This window comes from Rhodococcus sp. MTM3W5.2 (genome assembly GCF_001984015.1).
Classification (GTDB): domain Bacteria; phylum Actinomycetota; class Actinomycetes; order Mycobacteriales; family Mycobacteriaceae; genus Rhodococcus_G; species Rhodococcus_G oryzae.
In genome coordinates this window covers 2,621,579-2,637,632 of the sequence record NZ_CP019572.1, presented here as the reverse complement: position 1 = coordinate 2,637,632, position 16,054 = coordinate 2,621,579, and the positions used below count along the sequence as shown (strand labels likewise).

14 protein-coding genes and 3 pseudogenes are annotated in these 16,054 nt (G+C 68.8%); 2 read left to right on the top strand and 15 right to left on the bottom strand.

The annotated features are described in order from the left end of the window. Window positions 1–25 precede the first annotated feature (25 nt). A complete protein-coding gene (gene secG / locus BTZ20_RS12165; RefSeq protein ID WP_077041530.1) occupies window positions 26–259 on the bottom strand; it encodes a preprotein translocase subunit SecG in 234 nt (77 codons plus the stop codon). 214 nt (window positions 260–473) lie between these two features. Between secG and BTZ20_RS29800 the strand changes: the two are divergent. Then, a pseudogene (locus tag BTZ20_RS29800) lies at window positions 474–1,402 on the top strand (tyrosine-protein phosphatase). Window positions 1,403–1,469: 67 nt separating this feature from the next. Here BTZ20_RS29800 and BTZ20_RS12155 read toward each other — a convergent pair. The 8 genes and pseudogenes from BTZ20_RS12155 to uvrC form a co-directional block, all read right to left on the bottom strand. Continuing rightward, on the bottom strand, window positions 1,470–1,919 hold the full coding sequence (locus BTZ20_RS12155; protein ID WP_223263737.1) for a nitroreductase family deazaflavin-dependent oxidoreductase: 450 nt from the start codon (window positions 1,917–1,919) through the stop codon (window positions 1,470–1,472). 113 nt (window positions 1,920–2,032) lie between these two features. Further along, window positions 2,033–2,818 (bottom strand): triose-phosphate isomerase, encoded by a 786-nt coding sequence (gene tpiA, locus BTZ20_RS12150; protein ID WP_077041529.1) that lies wholly within the window; start codon window positions 2,816–2,818, stop codon window positions 2,033–2,035. A 3-nt stretch (window positions 2,819–2,821) separates the two neighbouring features. After that, a complete protein-coding gene (locus BTZ20_RS12145; RefSeq protein ID WP_077041528.1) occupies window positions 2,822–4,033 on the bottom strand; it encodes a phosphoglycerate kinase in 1,212 nt (403 codons plus the stop codon). 5 nt (window positions 4,034–4,038) lie between these two features. Beyond that, the gene (gap, locus tag BTZ20_RS12140; protein WP_077041527.1) at window positions 4,039–5,058 is read right to left on the bottom strand and encodes a type I glyceraldehyde-3-phosphate dehydrogenase; all 1,020 of its coding nucleotides are present in this window, start codon (window positions 5,056–5,058) and stop codon (window positions 4,039–4,041) included. A 218-nt stretch (window positions 5,059–5,276) separates the two neighbouring features. Further along, a complete protein-coding gene (whiA, locus tag BTZ20_RS12135; protein WP_077041526.1) occupies window positions 5,277–6,260 on the bottom strand; it encodes a DNA-binding protein WhiA in 984 nt (327 codons plus the stop codon). Beyond that, window positions 6,251–7,265, bottom strand: a pseudogene (locus tag BTZ20_RS12130) (gluconeogenesis factor YvcK family protein). The gene whiA and the pseudogene BTZ20_RS12130 overlap by 10 nt, the downstream one beginning before the upstream one ends. Next, a complete protein-coding gene (gene rapZ, locus BTZ20_RS12125; RefSeq protein WP_077041525.1) occupies window positions 7,262–8,128 on the bottom strand; it encodes an RNase adapter RapZ in 867 nt (288 codons plus the stop codon). The pseudogene BTZ20_RS12130 and the gene rapZ overlap by 4 nt, the downstream one beginning before the upstream one ends. Window positions 8,129–8,157: 29 nt before the next feature. Continuing rightward, window positions 8,158–10,297: pseudogene (gene uvrC, locus BTZ20_RS12120) on the bottom strand (excinuclease ABC subunit UvrC). Between the two features lie 132 nt (window positions 10,298–10,429). Here uvrC and ggt point away from each other — a divergent pair. After that, window positions 10,430–12,355, top strand: coding sequence for a gamma-glutamyltransferase (gene ggt / locus BTZ20_RS12115; protein WP_077043660.1), 1,926 nt, complete (start codon window positions 10,430–10,432; stop codon window positions 12,353–12,355). 24 nt (window positions 12,356–12,379) lie between these two features. Here the strand turns inward: ggt and BTZ20_RS12110 are convergent, their stop codons facing one another. From BTZ20_RS12110 to BTZ20_RS12085, 6 genes are all read right to left on the bottom strand, one after another. Beyond that, entirely contained in the window at window positions 12,380–12,640 is a 261-nt protein-coding gene (locus BTZ20_RS12110; protein ID WP_077041524.1) for a hypothetical protein, read from the bottom strand. Between the two features lie 215 nt (window positions 12,641–12,855). Next, the gene (locus BTZ20_RS12105) at window positions 12,856–13,056 is read right to left on the bottom strand and encodes a dodecin family protein (RefSeq protein WP_077041523.1); all 201 of its coding nucleotides are present in this window, start codon (window positions 13,054–13,056) and stop codon (window positions 12,856–12,858) included. A 98-nt stretch (window positions 13,057–13,154) separates the two neighbouring features. Then, window positions 13,155–13,604, bottom strand: a complete 450-nt coding sequence (locus BTZ20_RS12100) for a PH domain-containing protein (RefSeq protein WP_077041522.1) — start codon at window positions 13,602–13,604, stop codon at window positions 13,155–13,157. After that, a complete protein-coding gene (ribH, locus tag BTZ20_RS12095) occupies window positions 13,601–14,098 on the bottom strand; it encodes a 6,7-dimethyl-8-ribityllumazine synthase (RefSeq protein WP_027499691.1) in 498 nt (165 codons plus the stop codon). The genes BTZ20_RS12100 and ribH overlap by 4 nt, the downstream gene beginning before the upstream one ends. After that, window positions 14,095–15,348, bottom strand: a complete 1,254-nt coding sequence (locus BTZ20_RS12090) for a bifunctional 3,4-dihydroxy-2-butanone-4-phosphate synthase/GTP cyclohydrolase II (RefSeq protein ID WP_027499690.1) — start codon at window positions 15,346–15,348, stop codon at window positions 14,095–14,097. The genes ribH and BTZ20_RS12090 overlap by 4 nt, the downstream gene beginning before the upstream one ends. Before the next feature lie 93 nt (window positions 15,349–15,441). Beyond that, on the bottom strand, window positions 15,442–16,053 hold the full coding sequence (locus BTZ20_RS12085; protein ID WP_077041521.1) for a riboflavin synthase: 612 nt from the start codon (window positions 16,051–16,053) through the stop codon (window positions 15,442–15,444). Window position 16,054 lies beyond the last annotated feature (1 nt).

The window sequence follows — 16,054 nt, the reverse complement described above, 5'->3', positions numbered from 1 at the left end:
AGGACGCCCGGATCCGGTGGTGTCGTCAGCTGTACTTGATCTGGAGACCGATGCCGAGGATCGCGATCAGCCAGATGATGGCCGTGAAAACGGTGAGCCGGTCGAGGTTCTTCTCCACGACCGTGGAACCGGACAGGCTGGACTGCACGCCGCCGCCGAACAGGCTGGACAGGCCGCCACCCTTACCACGGTGCAGCAGCACCAGCACGATCAGCAGCAGGCTGGTGATCACCAGCAGGATGTCCAGGAACAGTTCCATGTAATCTCCACGCCTTCGCTGACGGATACGGCCACAAGTCGCCCAAGCCTACCGTTTGGCCCGCAATGCCCTCGTATCGGACCGGACTGTGAGCCTCCCAACACGAATTGTGACCGCTGAGCGGGAGGAACGGCCGTCATTCGAGACAGCGGAGCGCCCACCTGACTACCTTCGCCTCCCGACAGACCTCACAAATCCGATCGGAAGGTTCTTCATGTCTCGACACGGTTCCAGGATCGCGGGATCGCTGATGGTGACGAGCGGAGTGCTGCTCGCCGGTTTCAGCGGCGCGGGCCTCGCACAGGCCGACCCGGTCGTTCCCCCTGCTCTTGCCCAACTGCTCAACTCCGGCTCCGCAGGCCTCGGTAGCGTCGGCGCAGGCCAGACCGCACCGGACGCTCCCCGCCTCGCCAGCATCGACAACTTCCGTGATGTCGCGGGCACCGGCGCCGGATACGCGGGATCGCACGGCAAGAACGTCAACAAGGGGGTGTTCTACCGCGCCAACGCCATCGTCCCGAACGAGGCCGACATGGCGACCCTGACCGGCCTGAAGCTCTCCACCGTGTACGACCTCCGCGCCGACGACGAGGTCGCCCAGAAGCAGGACGTGCTGCCCGCAGGCGTCGCCTACAAGCGCATCCCGATCCTGTCCGGCAACATCAACGAGATGCTCGGGAAGATCAAGTCCCCGAGGACGCCAGGAAGATGATGCAGGACATGAACCGCGCCTTCGTCACCGGTTCCGTCGAGCGGTCGAAGTTCAACAAACTGCTCACCGCCATGGCCAACACGGACGGCGGCCAGGTCTTCCACTGCACCGCTGGCAAGGACCGCACCGGCTGGACCTCCGCACTGCTGCTCAGCATCGCCGGCGTGTCGAGCCAGACGATCATGGACGACTACCTGCTGACCAACGAGTACGCCAAGGACTCGATCGCCAAGAACACCGAGGGCCTCAAGCGCGCCTTCGGTGACGCCTACGTCAACTTCATCCCGCTGGTCACCGTCGAGTCGAGCTTCCTGCAGGCCGGCCTCGACCAGGTCACCGCGACCTACGGTTCGATGGACAAGTACCTGACCGACGGCCTCGGCCTGGATCAGGCCACCATCGGCAAGCTGAAGGCCAAGCTGCTCCGCTGATGTGACCTCGCGAAACGCCGGTGGGCGCGCGGCCCGAAGCCACGCGCCCACCGGCGTTCTGCGTTCCCTACCGCGGCGTGAGCACGACCAGCGGGATCGGGCGGTCGGTGTGCCGCTGGTAGCCGCTGTAGCGGCCGCCGTTGTTCGCGTCGGCCGCGGCGAACAGCCGCGCGTAGTCCGCGTCCTCCGGTCCGATCAGGCGGGCGGTGACGGGCACGGTGGTGGTACCCACTCGGACCGAGGCGTCCGGACGTGCCCGCAGGTTGAAGTACCAGCCGGGCGATCGCGGTGCGCCGCCGTTGGAGGCCACCACCACGTAGTCCCGGCCGTCCAGCACATAGGTGAGGCTGTTGACCCGCGCCTGCCCGGTCTTCGCGCCGACGGAGTCCAGCAGCAGGCACGGCACCCCGAGGATCCGATGGCCGATCCGGCCGTTCGTGCGCTCGTAGACCCACTGATGCGCCTTCAACACCTGGATCCCGATCTTCTTCACCGCGGGGATCTCCTCGAACTTCACCTGGTGCTCCTCTTGTCGACGTAACTACATGTTACCTCTCGACACATAAAACGCCGATGGGCGCGGGATCCGAAGACCACGCGCCCACCGGCGTTCGTTCTGGGACCGTCAGATCACGGCAGCGGACCACCCGCGGCAATTGCCGAGAGCGTCGCGAACTCGTCCGCCTTCAGCGAGGCGCCGCCAACGAGGGCACCGTCCACGTCCGGCTGGCCGACGATCTCGCCGACGTTCTTCGCGTTCACCGAGCCGCCGTAGAGGACGCGAACGCCCGCCGCGACCTCGGCCGACGCCAGCGTCGCGAGCTCGCCGCGAACCGCCTTGCAGACCTCCTGCGCATCCGCAGGAGTTGCCACCCGGCCGGTGCCGATGGCCCACACCGGCTCGTACGCGACGACGACCTTGGCGATCTCGTCCGCGGACAGGCCGGCGAGGGATCCACGCAGCTGCTCCAGGTTGTACTCCACCTGGTTGCCTGCCTCGCGGATCTCCAGGCCCTCACCGATGCACACGATGGGGGTCAGGCCGTTCTTCAGCGCCGCCTTGGTCTTGGCGAGCACCGTCTCGTTCGACTCCCCGTGCAGGGTGCGACGCTCCGAGTGACCCACCACCGCGAAGGTGCAGCCCAGCTTGGCCAGCATGACACCGCTGATCTCACCGGTGTACGCGCCGGAATCGTGCGCGGAGACATCCTGTGCACCGTAGGTGAGCAGGAGCTTGTCGCCCTCGACCAGCGTCTGCACGCTGCGGATGTCCGTGAACGGCGGGATCACCGTCACGTCGACCTTGTCGAAGTACTTCGCGGGCAGCGAGAACGCGATCTTCTGCACCAGGGCGATGGCCTCGAAGTGGTTGAGGTTCATCTTCCAGTTGCCCGCGATGAGCGGCTTACGTGCCATCGCTCAGCCCTCCAGCGCTTCGATGCCAGGGAGGGACTTGCCCTCGAGGTACTCCAGGGACGCACCGCCGCCGGTCGAGATGTGCGAGAAGCCGTCCTCCGGGAGGCCGAGCAGCCGCACCGCGGCCGCGGAATCGCCGCCGCCGACGACGCTGAACGCGCCCTTGCCGGTGGCCCCGATGATCGCCTCGGCGACACCCTTGGTGCCCGCCGAGAACTTCTCGAACTCGAACACGCCCATCGGCCCGTTCCAGAACACCGTCTTGGCGCCGGACAGGATCGCCGCGAAGCGCTCCACCGACTCCGGTCCGATGTCCAGGCCCATCCAGCCGTCCGGGATCTCGAGCACCGACACCGTCTTCGACTCCGCGTCGGCGGAGAACGAGTCGGCGATCACCACGTCCTGCGGGATGTGGATGACGTCGGCGTACCGCTCGAGCAGCGACTTGCAGGTGTCGATCATCGACTCCTCGCACAGCGAGTTACCGACGGACACCCCCTGCGCGGCAAGGAAGGTGTAGAACATGCCGCCACCGATGACCAGGGTGTCGGCCTTGGTGGCCAACGCCTCGATCACGGCCAGCTTGTCGGAGACCTTCGAGCCGCCGAGCACCACCGCGTACGGCCGCTCGGACTCCTCGGTCAGCTTCTGCAGCACCTCGACCTCGGTGGCGACCAGGGTGCCCGCGTAGTGCGGCAGCAGCTTCGCCACGTCGTAGACGGACGCCTGCTTGCGGTGCACCACACCGAATCCGTCGGAGACGAACGCGCCGTCCCCGTCGACCAGCTCCACGAGCGCCTTGGCGAGCGATTCCCGCTCGGCGTCGTCCTTGCTGGTCTCACGGGGATCGAAGCGGATGTTCTCCAGCAGGAGCACGTCGCCGTCGGTGAGTCCCTCGGAACGGGCCAGTGCATCCTGCCCGACGACATCGCCGGCAAGCTGCACGTTGCGTCCGAGCTCCTCGCCGAGCCGGGCCGCGACCGGGGCCAGCGACAGCGCCGCGTCGGGCTCGCCCTTGGGGCGGCCCAGGTGCGCCATCACGATGACCTTGGCGCCTGCCTCGGCCAGCGTGCGGATCGTCGGCGCGGACGCGATGATGCGGCCCGGGTCGGTGATCGTGCCGTTGTCCAGCGGGACGTTGAGGTCCGAGCGCACCAGCACGGTGCGGCCCGCGACCCCGGCGTCCAGCAGATCCTTCAGTGTCTGAACAGCCACGTGGATCAGAGGGACTTCGCGACGAGACCGATGAGGTCCGCCAGACGGTTGGAGTAGCCCCACTCGTTGTCGTACCAGGAGACGATCTTGACCTGGTCGTCGATCACCTTGGTCAGGCCCGAGTCGAAGATCGACGAGTGCGGGTCGGTGACGATGTCCGAGGACACGATCGGCGCATCGGTGTACTTGAGGATGCCCTTGAGGGGGCCCTCGGCGGCGGCCTTCATCGCGGCGTTGATCTCGTCGGCGGTGGCCGACTTGCGCAGGTTCGCGGTGAGGTCGGTGACCGAGCCGGTGGGGATCGGAACCCGCAGCGCGTAGCCGTCGAGCTTGCCGAGCAGCTGCGGGAGGACCAGGCCGATGGCCTTGGCCGCACCGGTACCGGTGGGAACGATGTTCAGGGCGGCCGCGCGGGCACGACGCAGGTCGCTGTGCGGGGCGTCCTGCAGGTTCTGGTCCTGGGTGTACGCGTGGATCGTCGTCATCAGGCCCTTGACGATGCCGAACTCGTCATCGAGGACCTTGGCGATCGGGCCGAGGCAGTTGGTGGTGCACGAGGCGTTGGAGATGATGTTCTGGCTGCCGTCGTACTTGTCGTCGTTGACGCCCATCACGATGGTGATGTCCTCGCCCTTGGCGGGCGCGGAGATGATGACCTTCTTGGCGCCTGCCTCGAGGTGACCCTTCGCCTTGGCCGCATCGGTGAAGATGCCGGTGGACTCGACGACCACGTCGACGCCCAGGTCGCCCCAGGGCAGCTCGTCCAGCGGGCCGCGGTGCGCAAGCGCCTTGATCCGCTGATCGCCGACGACGATGGTGTCGTCGCCGTCGAGGGAGACGTCGTACGGCAGACGGCCCAGGATCGAGTCGTACTTGAGCAGGTGGGCGAGGGTCGCGTTGTCGGTCAGGTCGTTGACCGCCACGATCTCGATGTCGGTGGTGCCGAGCGCCTTCTGCGCATCGACCGCCCTGAAGAAGTTACGTCCGATACGACCGAAGCCGTTCACGCCTACCCGGACAGTCACAATTCGCTCCTTTGACCATTCTCAGTGTTCATCGATCAGATGTGTGCCCCACACTAGTGCTCCGCGCGGGACGCAAAGACAGGTGGCCCAGTGGGATGGATCACCCACTGCGCCCGAGGTGAGGCTCAATACACGGCCGGCTGCGCCGCGCTAGGCCTCAGTGCCGATGGTCGGCTCCGCTGCGCTACGCCTCGGTGCAGATGGTCGGCTCCGCTGCGCTACGCCTCGTCCAGCAGGTCGGCGGTCACCGCGGACTCCGTGTCCGGGATCCCCGTGTCCTTCGCCTTGCGGTCCGCCATCGACAGCAGGCGACGGATCCGGCCCGCGACCGCGTCCTTCGTCATCGGCGGATCGGCCAGCTGGCCGAGCTCCTCCAGCGAGGCCTGCCGGTGCTGCACCCGCAGGCTGCCGGCCGCGGCGAGATGATCGGGCACGTCGTCACCGAGGATCTCCAGGGCCCGCTCGACCCGCGCCGCCGCGGCGACGGCGGCCCGCGCCGACCGCCGCAGGTTCGCATCGTCGAAGTTCGCCAGCCTGTTCGCCGTCGCCCGGACCTCCCGCCGCATCCGGCGCTCCTCCCAGGTGAGCCTCGTGTCCTGGGCGCCCATCCTGGTGAGCAGCGCGCCGATCGCCTCGCCGTCGCGCACCACGACCCGATCGGTGCCGCGGACCTCCCTGGCCTTGGCCGCGACACCGAGCCTGCGGGCCGCGCCGACCAGCGCGAGCGCCGCCTCCGGGCCAGGGCAGCTGATCTCCAGCGCCGAGGAACGACCGGGCTCGGTCAGCGAGCCGTGTGCGAGGAACGCACCCCGCCACGCCGCCTCCGAGTCGACGACGCTGCCGCCGACGACCTGGGCGGGCAGCCCACGCACCGGACGGCCACGCAGGTCCAGCAGTCCCGTCTGGCGTGCGAGGGCCTCGCCCTCCTTGGCAACCCGCACGATGTAGCGGGAGCTCTTGCGCAGCCCGCCCGCGCCGAGCACGTGCACGTCGGAGGAGTAGCCGTACAGGTCGAAGATCTCGCGGCGGAGCCGACGCGCGGTGTTGCCGAGGTCCACCTCCGCCTCGACCACCACGCGCCCACCGACGATGTGCAGCCCGCCCGCGAACCGAAGCAGGGACGAGACCTCGGCCTTGCGGGCGGAGACCTGGGTCACCGCAAGCCGGCTCAGCTCGTCCTTGACCTCCGCTGTCATTGCCACGAAGTGGTCTCCCTTCCGGGGTTGTCTGGCGTTCCTTCGGCACCGCGAGGCGGTCGAGGACCGCGGCGAGCTTGCCCGCGTGGTGTGTCGCACCGCCGTTGTCCGCAACGTCGGCGTAGGTCAATTCGGCCCCAGGAGCTGGGCGGCCCGGTGAAGATAGTCGCGTTCGCTGCCCTCCGGCACCGACGCCGAGTCGACGATGATGTCGTCGACCGTCAGCTCGGGCGCATGCTGGGACAGTACGTGCAGATGCCGCTCCGCGGAGAAACCCGTCGTCTCGCCCGGCTCGGCCACCAGGTTGAGGATCAGCGTCTTGCGCGCCCTGGTCTCCATCAGGGCCTGCACCAGCTCGGGCACCAGAACGTGCGGGATGACGCTGGAGAACCAGGAACCGGGACCGAGCAGCACCAGGTCGGCCCGCTCGATGGCGGCGACCGCCTCGGGGCAGGCGGGCGGATCCGGCGGCAGCAACCGCACGCGCCGCACCTTCCCGGGTGTGGTTGCGACGGCCACCTGCCCGCGGATGCATCGACTGACCCGAGGGTCGCTCTCCAGACCCACCACGTCGGCCTCGATGTCGAGCGCGATCGGCGACATCGGCAGCACGCGACCGTGGATGCCGAGCACCCGGCCCATCTCGTCGAGGGCGGCGACAGTGCCGCCCATCACCTCGCTGAGCCCGGCAAGGATGAGGTTGCCGACCGAATGACCCGCGAGCGCGCCGGTGCCGCCGAAGCGGTGCTGCAGCGTCGCCGTCCAGGTCCGCACCTCGGGCGTGTCCGCCGCCAACGCGGCCAGCGCCATCCGAAGGTCGCCGGGCGGGATCACGCCGAGTTCGGACCGCAGCCGACCCGAGGAGCCGCCGTCGTCGGCGACCGTCACGACCGCGGTGACGTCGGAGCTCACTCGCCTCGCTGCACCGAGGGTGGCGTAGAGACCGTGGCCGCCGCCGAGGGCCACGATCGTGGGGCCGGCGGGAACCTCCGCGAAGGAGTCGGACGTCATTCGCGCCCCAGGTCCCGGTGCACGACCTTGACGGTCACACCCTGCTCCCGCTCCAACATGCCCGCAAGGGCCTCAGTCATTGCCACACTCCGATGCTTCCCGCCGGTGCACCCCACCGCAATTGTCATGTAACGCTTGCCTTCCCGACGGTATCCGTTGGTCGTCAACTCCAACAAATGCCGGTAGGTGTCCAGGTAGTCCCTGGCACCGTCCTGGGAGAGGACGTAGTCGCTCACCGCCGCATCCCGCCCGGTGTGTTCGCGCAGTTCCGGAATCCAGTGAGGATTCGGCAGGAACCGCACGTCGCACACGAGATCCGCATCCATCGGCAGCCCGTATTTGAAACCGAAGGACTGCACGGTTATCGCGATCGCCCCGGTCGTCTCGCCGCCGAACGCGGACTCGATCTTCTGCCGCAGCTCGTGCACCGACAGCGACGAGGTGTCGATCACCAGGTCCGCGTCGGCCTTGACCGGCGCGAGCTGCACCCGCTCGGCCTCGATCCCCTCGATCAGGGTGCCGTCGACGCCGTCCTGCTGCAGCGGGTGGCTGCGCCGGACCTGCTCGAACCGTCGGACCAGCACCTGATCGGTCGCCTCCAGGAACAGCACCCGGGTCCGCGTCGCCTTCGATTCCACCTCTTTGATGACCGAGACGAGGTCGCCGGTGAACCGGCGACTCCGGACATCGATCACGACGGCGAGCTTGGGGATCCGCGATCCGGGTTCGAGGCCGAGGTCGACCATCCGGGAGATCAATTCGGGCGGCAGGTTGTCCGCGACGTACCAACCGAGATCCTCGAGCACGTTCGCCGCGGTACTCATTCCGGCGCCGGACAGGCCGGTGACCAACGCCACCTCCATTTCCGACTCCCCCTGCCCGGTCACGTCACTCACTCGACTCCCGCCCTCCTCAGTCCGTTTCCGTGCTGGTCGGAGCCCCCGAACTCACCCTCACCCGCCGCCGTGGCGGTCACGCTGGGACCATCATCCCCCACCGCGGCGTCCACCACCGGGTCATCCGCGCCCATTGATGTCGCGGCTTGCGCCGGATCGGGTTCGGCCCCGAGCGCGACCAGCACCGCCTTCGCGGTGGTGACCCCGATCCCGGGCACCTCGATGATCTCCTCAACGGTCGCCTGCTTGAGCTTGGCCACCGACCCGAAATGGGTGACCAGCGCGGTGCGCCTGGCCTCGCCGAGACCGCGGACGGAGTCGAGCGCCGAGGCCGTCATCCGACGCGAACGCTTGCTCCGATGGAAAGTGATCGCGAATCGATGCGCCTCGTCGCGCACCCGCTGCAGCAGGTAAAGCGATTCACTGGTGCGCGGCAGGATCACCGGGTCCTCGTCGCCAGGCACCCAGACCTCCTCGAGCCGCTTCGCGAGGCCGACGACGGCGACATCGGTGATCCCCAACTCATCCAGGACGGCCGCCGCCGCCGCGACCTGTGGCGCGCCACCGTCGACGACGTACAGGTTCGGCGGATAGGCGAACCGCCGCGGCCTACCGGTCTGCGGGTCGAGCGCCGCTTCGGGCGCCTGGTCTCCCCCGTCGCCCGCGTCCGCAGGGCCAGCGGCGTCCGTACCCGCCACGTCCGCCGCGTGCCGCAGGAAACGTCGACGCGTGACCTCGGCGATGCTGGCCACGTCGTCCGAACGCCCGTCCCCCGCAGCCTCTTTGATCGAGTAGTGCCGGTAGTCGGACTTGCGGGGCAGGCCGTCCTCGAAGACCACCAACGAGGCGACCACGTCGGTGCCCTGGACGTGACTGATGTCCACGCACTCGATCCGCAGCGGCGCCTGGTCGAGGTCGAGCGCTTCCTGAATCCCTTGCAGCGCCGCCGATCTCGAGGTGAGGTCGCCCGCCCTGCGGAGCTTGTGCTGCGCGAGCGACTCCTGGGCGTTGCGCTGCACCGTTTCGGCGAGGGCCTTCTTGTCGCCGCGCTGCGGCACCCGCAGGGTCACCGCCGACCCCCGCAGGCCGCTGAGCCAGACCTGGAGTTCCTCGGCGTTCGGCGGCAACTCCGGCACCAGCACCTCGCGCGGCACCACCGTCGTCTTGTCCGCGGTCAGCCCGGGCTGATCGGTCATCGCGGCCTGTTCGCCGTAGAACTGGGTCAGGAACTGTTCGACCAGGTCTTCGGATCCACTCTCCCCGGAACGCTCGACCACCCAGCCGCGCTGACCGCGCACCCGGCCGCCCCGGACATGGAACACCTGGACCGCGGCCTCGAGCTCGTCGGCCGCGAAGGCCACCACGTCGGCGTCGGTCCCGTCGCCGAGCACCACGGCCTGCTTCTCCAGTGCCTTGCGCAGCGCCCCCAGGTCGTCGCGCAGCCGCGCCGCGCTCTCGAAGTCCAGGTCGTCGGAGGCGCGCAGCATCTTCGCCTCGAGCTCGCGCACCAGTTTGTCGGTGCGCCCGGAAAGAAAGTCGCAGAAGTCCTCGACGATGCGCCGGTGCTCGTCGGCGCTGACCCGGCCGATGCACGGGGCCGAACACTTGTCGATGTAGCCGAGCAGGCAGGGCCTGCCGATCTGGTTGTGCCGCTTGAACACACCCGCCGAGCACGTCCGGGCCGGGAACACCCGGAGCAGCAGATCGAGCGTCTCGCGGATCGCCCAGGCGTGCGCGTACGGACCGAAGTACCGCACCCCTTGCGCCTCGGCCCGCGGTACACGAACAGCCGCGGGTACTCCTCGTTCAGGGTCACCGCCAGGACCGGATAGGTCTTGTCGTCCCGGTAGCGGACGTTGAAGCGTGGATCGAATTCCTTGATCCAGTTGTACTCGAGCTGCAGCGCCTCGACCTCGGTGCCGACCACGGTCCACTCCACGCTGCCCGCCGTGGTGACCATCTGCCGGGTGCGCGGATGGAGCGACGCCACGTCCGCGAAATAGGAGCTCAACCGACTCCGCAGGCTCTTCGCCTTACCGACGTAGATGACCCGGCCGTGGGGATCACGAAACTTGTAGACGCCTGGCGCCACCGGAATGGTTCCCGGGCGGGGCGATAGGTGGCTGGATCGGGCACAACACCAGGCTAGTCGTCCCCACCGACCACCCCGGACAGCCGCACCGAGGGGCCCGTTCGCCTGCTAGCGTCGGAAGCCGGGGCACGTAGGCCACTCGTTCTGGGGTGATCGGTGTGAGCACAGGCGACGCGATGCGTTTCGCGGCGGCGACCGCGACGGTCCTGACCCTGACGCTGGCGGTCGGATGCGCCGCCACCGACGACGGTGCTGCCGGCCCGTGCACCATCGCGGCGAACGGCACGCCCATCGCCGCCGCACCCCTGACCCAGCCGCCGACCAGCGCGAACCTGTCCACTCATCCGGAGATCGCCACCGGATACCGCGCCGGGATGACCCCGGTCACGACGGCCACGTTCGCGGTGTCCACCGCGAACCCCGTCGCCACCGAGGCCGCCTGCCGGGTGCTCGACGACGGCGGTACCGCCGCGGACGCGCTGACCGCGGCGCAGACCGTGCTCGGCCTGGTCGAGCCGCAGTCGTCGGGCATCGGCGGCGGGGCCTTCCTGCTGTACCACGACGCGGCGACCGGGACCGTCGACGCCTACGACGGACGTGAGACCGCGCCGATGGCCGCCACCGAGAACTATCTGCGCTTCATCGACGACGCCAACCGGACCGAGCCGACACCCTCGGCGCGGGCGAGCGGCCGCTCGATCGGCGTTCCCGGGGTGCTGCGCATGCTGGAGATGAGCCATCGCGAGCACGGAAAGCAGCCATGGGACACGCTGTTCGAGCCCGCGATCGAGCTCGCGGACAACGGGGTCGAGATCAGTCCCCGGATGGCGAGCTCGATCGCGGCCTCGGCCAGGGACCTGGCCGTCGACGAGGATGCGCGGACGTACTTCCTCAATCCGGACGGGTCACCGAAGCCGGCGGGCACCGTGTTGACGAATCCGGCGATGGCGAAGACGCTGGGGGCGATCGCGGCGGACGGTGCCGACGCGTTCTATGCGGGGCCCATCGCCGAGGCGATCGTGGCGGCGACCGACGACCCGAGCGGGGGTCGCACCCCCGGCGCGATGACCACCGCGGACCTCGCTGGATACCAGGCCAAGAAGCGCACCGCGCTGTGTACGGACTACCGCGGGCGCGAGGTGTGCGGGATGCCGAGCCCGTCGTCCGGCGGCACGGCTGTCGCTGCCACGCTGGGGATCCTGAGCAACTTCGACCTGTCAACGTACCCGCCGACGGCACTCGACGCGGACGGCGGCGAACCCGACGCCACGGGCGTGCACCTGATCGCCGAGGCGGAACGACTGGCATACGCGGACCGGGACAAGTACGTCGCCGACTCGGACTTCGTGCCGCTGCCGGGCAACTCCCCGGACACCCTGATCGATCCGGACTACCTGCGGGGCCGCTCGGCGCTGATCGACCCGCGCCGGAGCATGGGCACCGCCCAGCCCGGCGACTTCGGTCCGGTCGCCATGGGTACGCAGCCGGGCAACGACCACGGCACCAGCCAGATCACCGTGGCCGACCGGTACGGCAACGTCGCGGCGATGACCACCACCATCGAGTCGGCGTTCGGCTCCTTCCACATGGTCGACGGCTTCCTGCTCAACAATCAGCTGACCGACTTCTCCGCGCAGCCGACCGCGCCGGACGGTTCGCCGCTCGCCAACCGGGTCGAGCCGGGAAAGCGGCCGCGCAGTTCGATGGCCCCGACCCTGGTGTTCGAGCGGGGCAACGGGCACCGCGGCGAGGTGCTGCTGGCCGTGGGGTCCCCCGGCGGCTCCGTGATCATCCAGTTCGTGGTCAAGACGCTGGTCGGCATGCTCGACTGGGAACTCGACGCGCAACAGGCCGTGTCCATGGTCGACTTCGGCGCGGCGAACACACCGAAAACGAACGTCGGCGGCGAGCACCCCAACATCGAGGCGGCCGACAACGGCGCCACGGACCCGCTGGTGCGGGCGTTGACCGAGATGGGCCACCAGGTTTCGACGGAACCGCAATCGAGTGGGCTGAGCGTGCTTGGGCGTCACGACGAGGGCTGGATCGGCGGCGCGGACCCGCGCCGGGAGGGCGCGGTGACCGGCGACGTCGTCGGGTAGTCGAAATGCCAGGGGCCCAGCGACTTACGCGGAGGTGGAGACCAACGTCCGTCGACTCGACGCGTGCGGGTGGTTGCCACGCCCCGCGGGGACGCGGCGACCGTCGGCCCGACGGAGGTCGGCCAGCCGCTGGGACGGCTGACAACCGGACGGCTGGGGCGTGGCGGTCACGTCGGCGCGGGCGCGGTCGAGCCTGCGGAGCTCGACGAAGTAGACCGCGCTGATCGCGACGTAGATGGCGGCCATGATGATCGGGCCGCATGCGAGGACGAGGAGGATTTCCACTGGACCTCCAATGCAATTGAGTCGGGCACCCGATTCGAGCGGTCTCGAATTCGAAGTACTTGACTCGATCCACATTAGTGGGCTGGACGTACCAAAAGGTCACGGCCGCGTGAACTCGGGCCGATCCGGACGTGGGATGGGACACACCTTTTCGGATACGAGAACGGCCCGACGCGCTGTGGGCACGTCGGGCCGTGGTGGTCCAGCGGGGGCGCCTACTCGAGCACGAACGTGATCTTCAGGTTGACGCGCCACTCGGTGACCTTGCCGTTCTCTACGACCACCTGGGTGTCCTGCACCCATGCGGCCGTGATGCCGTGCACAGTCTCCGCGGCCTTCGCGATGCCCTGCTTGACGGCATCGTCCGAGCTCACGGTGGAACTAGCGGAAATCTCGAGAACTTTCGCGACCGACATTGTTCGTCTCCTCTGTGGTGGAGCGATCATGGCGCGGTCAATCGTGTCACGAAACGCAGGTCACCAGGACGGCTTGCCCAGTTCCCCGCGCGGCAGATCTATTCGGCGTCCGCCTCCGCGTACTTCGATTCGAGTTCGCGGAACTTCCTGACCGCGTTCACGGCGTACTCGCGGTCGTTCGCCTGGATCGCCATGGCCGGGATGTACTCGTCGTCGGGCAGCTCGATCCGCGCCCAGGCCGCCCCGTCCGGGAAGGTCAGGCCGCGCACCAGATCCCACTCGACGAACCGCTCGGTGAACGCGTTGCGCACCGAGACGCCACTGGCATTGGCGCGCAGCCGCGGACGGGTCAGCAGCAGCGCGCCGCCTGCGAGGATCCCGCCGATGCCGACCATCGCGAGCTGATCGATCAGCCGGAAGTACACGCCGGTCGCCGAGCTGCGCAGCAGCACCGCGAGCACGACGAACACCAGCACGAACACAGCCGCGACCGCCATCGCGTAGCGGGCGGACCGCTTGGACCGTACGTCCATCTCCCACGCGCTCATCGGAACGACTGCTCGGTCCAGGGCTGACGCAGGTGACGGAGCGTCACCGCGGTGTCGAGCGCGGCGGCACAGGCCTGGCCGCCCTTGTCCTCGACGGAGCCAGGGAGTCCGGAGCGGTCCCTGGCCTGCTGTTCGGTGTCGGTGGTGAGCACCCCGTTGCCGACCGGGGTGCTCTCGTCGAGAGAGACCCGGGTGAGGCCGGCGGTGACGGCGTCGCAGACGTACTCGAAATGCGGGGTGCCGCCACGGATCACGACACCGAGCGCGACCACCGCGTCGTGGGTGCGGGCCAGCGCCTGCGCCACCACCGGCAGCTCGATGGCGCCGGCAACGCGGACGAGCGTGACGTCCTCGAGCTGGGCCTGCTCGGCCACCCGCTGCGCACCCGCGATGAGGGCCTCGGAGATCTCCGCGTGCCACTGCCCGGCCACGATCGCGAGCTTGAGGTCCTTCGCCTCGTCAAGCTGGAGCTGTGGCAGCCCCTCGCCGCTCATACCGCGCCCCCGGTCTCGAAGTCGTCGAGACCGATCAGGTCGTGACCCATCCGGTCCCGCTTGGTGCGCAGGTATGTGAGGTTCTCGGCGTTGGCGCGCAACGGCATCGGCACCCGCTCGGTGATCTGCAGGCCGTAGCCGTCCAGCCCGACCCGCTTGGCCGGGTTGTTCGTCAGCAGCCGCATGGACGAGATGCCGAGATCGACGAGGATCTGCGCGCCGATGCCGTAGTCGCGGGCATCAGCGGGCAGCCCGAGTTCCAGGTTCGCGTCGACGGTGTCGGATCCCGCGTCCTGCAGCTGGTACGCCTGCAGCTTGTGCATGAGGCCGATGCCCCTGCCCTCGTGACCGCGCATGTACAGGACGACGCCTCGCCCCTCCTGGGCGACCATGTCGAGCGCCGCGTCGAGCTGCGGGCCGCAGTCGCACCGCAGCGAACCGAACACGTCTCCGGTCAGGCACTCCGAGTGCACGCGGACCAGCACGTCGCTCCCGTCGCCGTCCGGACCGGCCAGGTCGCCGCGCACGAGGGCCACGTGCTCGACCTCGTCGTAGATGCTCTGGTAGCCGACGGCCTTGAACTCGCCGTGGTTGGTCGGGATCCGCGCCTCGGCGATCCGCACCACATGCTTCTCGTGCTTGCGGCGCCAGGCGATGAGATCCGCGATCGAGATCATGGCCAGGTTGTGATCGTCGGCGAAGACCCGGAGCTCGTCGGTCTGGGCCATGTGACCCTCGTCCTTCTGGCTGACGATCTCGCAGATGACGCCCGCCGGACGCAGGTCGGCCATCCGGGCCAGGTCGACGGCCGCCTCGGTGTGGCCGGGCCTGCGCAGCACGCCGCCCTCCTTGGCGCGCAACGGCACCACGTGGCCGGGGCGGGTGAAATCGCTCGCGCCCGAGTTCGGGTCGGCGAGCAGGCGCATCGTGGCGGCGCGGTCGGAGGCCGAGATACCGGTGCCGATGCCCTCCTTGGCGTCGACCGTCACCGTGTACGCGGTGCCGTGCTTGTCCTGGTTGCTGGAGAACATCGGCGGCAGGCCGAGCCGGTCGCAGTCGTCACCGTCGAGCGGGACGCAGAGGTAACCGGAGGTGTAGCGGACCATGAAGGCCACCAGCTCCGGGGTCGCCTTCTCGGCGGCGAAGATGAGGTCGCCCTCGTTCTCGCGGTCCTCGTCATCGACGACGACGACGGCCTTGCCTGCGGCGATATCGGCGACTGCGCGCTCGATACTGTCGAACCTGGTCACGTGGTGCGCTCCATCAAAGTCATGAATAGCTCTCCGTGCACCCGTAAGTGCACCTCAACAGTACGACCCCGACTCCTCGGGCCCGAAATTCGGCTACCGGCCGGCGGTCTGCAGACGCTCGACGTACTTCGCGATCACGTCCACCTCCAGGTTCACCGGGGTGCCGGGGACAGCACCGCCGAGGGTGGTCATCTCGAGGGTGGTGGGGATCAGCGAGATCTCGAAGAACTCGCCACCGTCCCCGTCCCGACCGAGGGCGGACACGGTCAGCGAGACGCCGTCGACGGTGATCGAGCCCTTCTCCACCACGTAGCGGGCGATCGAGTCGGGCAACGAGATCCGGACGACCTCCCAGTTCTCCGACGGCGACCGGCTGATGACGGACCCGGTGGCGTCGACGTGCCCCTGCACCAGGTGACCGCCCAGTCTGCTGTTCAGCGCCGCGGCCCGCTCCAGGTTCACCCGGCTGCCGACATCCAACGCCCCGAGGCTGGAGCGGTTCAGCGTCTCCGCCATCACGTCGGCGGTGAAGGAGTCGCCGCCGAGGACCTCCACCACGGTCAGGCAGACGCCGTTGACCGCGATCGAGTCGCCGTGCCCGGCATCGGAGGTCACCAATGCGCCACGCACGGTGAAGCGGGCGGCATCGGCCAGGTCCTCCTTGGCGACGATCTCACCCAGTTCTTCGACGATCCCGGTGAACACT

Excerpts from the sequence above, each read along its gene's own strand:
- ggt (WP_077043660.1), top strand. The coding sequence starts at position 10,430 with ATGCGTTTCGCGGCGGCGACCGCGACGGTCCTGACCCTGACGCTGGCG.
- rapZ (WP_077041525.1), bottom strand. The coding sequence starts at position 8,128 with ATGGAGGTGGCGTTGGTCACCGGCCTGTCCGGCGCCGGAATGAGTACC.
- secG (WP_077041530.1), bottom strand. The coding sequence starts at position 259 with ATGGAACTGTTCCTGGACATCCTGCTGGTGATCACCAGCCTGCTGCTG.
- tpiA (WP_077041529.1), bottom strand. The coding sequence starts at position 2,818 with ATGGCACGTAAGCCGCTCATCGCGGGCAACTGGAAGATGAACCTCAAC.
- BTZ20_RS12105 (WP_077041523.1), bottom strand. The coding sequence starts at position 13,056 with ATGTCGGTCGCGAAAGTTCTCGAGATTTCCGCTAGTTCCACCGTGAGC.
- BTZ20_RS12100 (WP_077041522.1), bottom strand. The coding sequence starts at position 13,604 with ATGAGCGCGTGGGAGATGGACGTACGGTCCAAGCGGTCCGCCCGCTAC.
- ribH (WP_027499691.1), bottom strand. The coding sequence starts at position 14,098 with ATGAGCGGCGAGGGGCTGCCACAGCTCCAGCTTGACGAGGCGAAGGAC.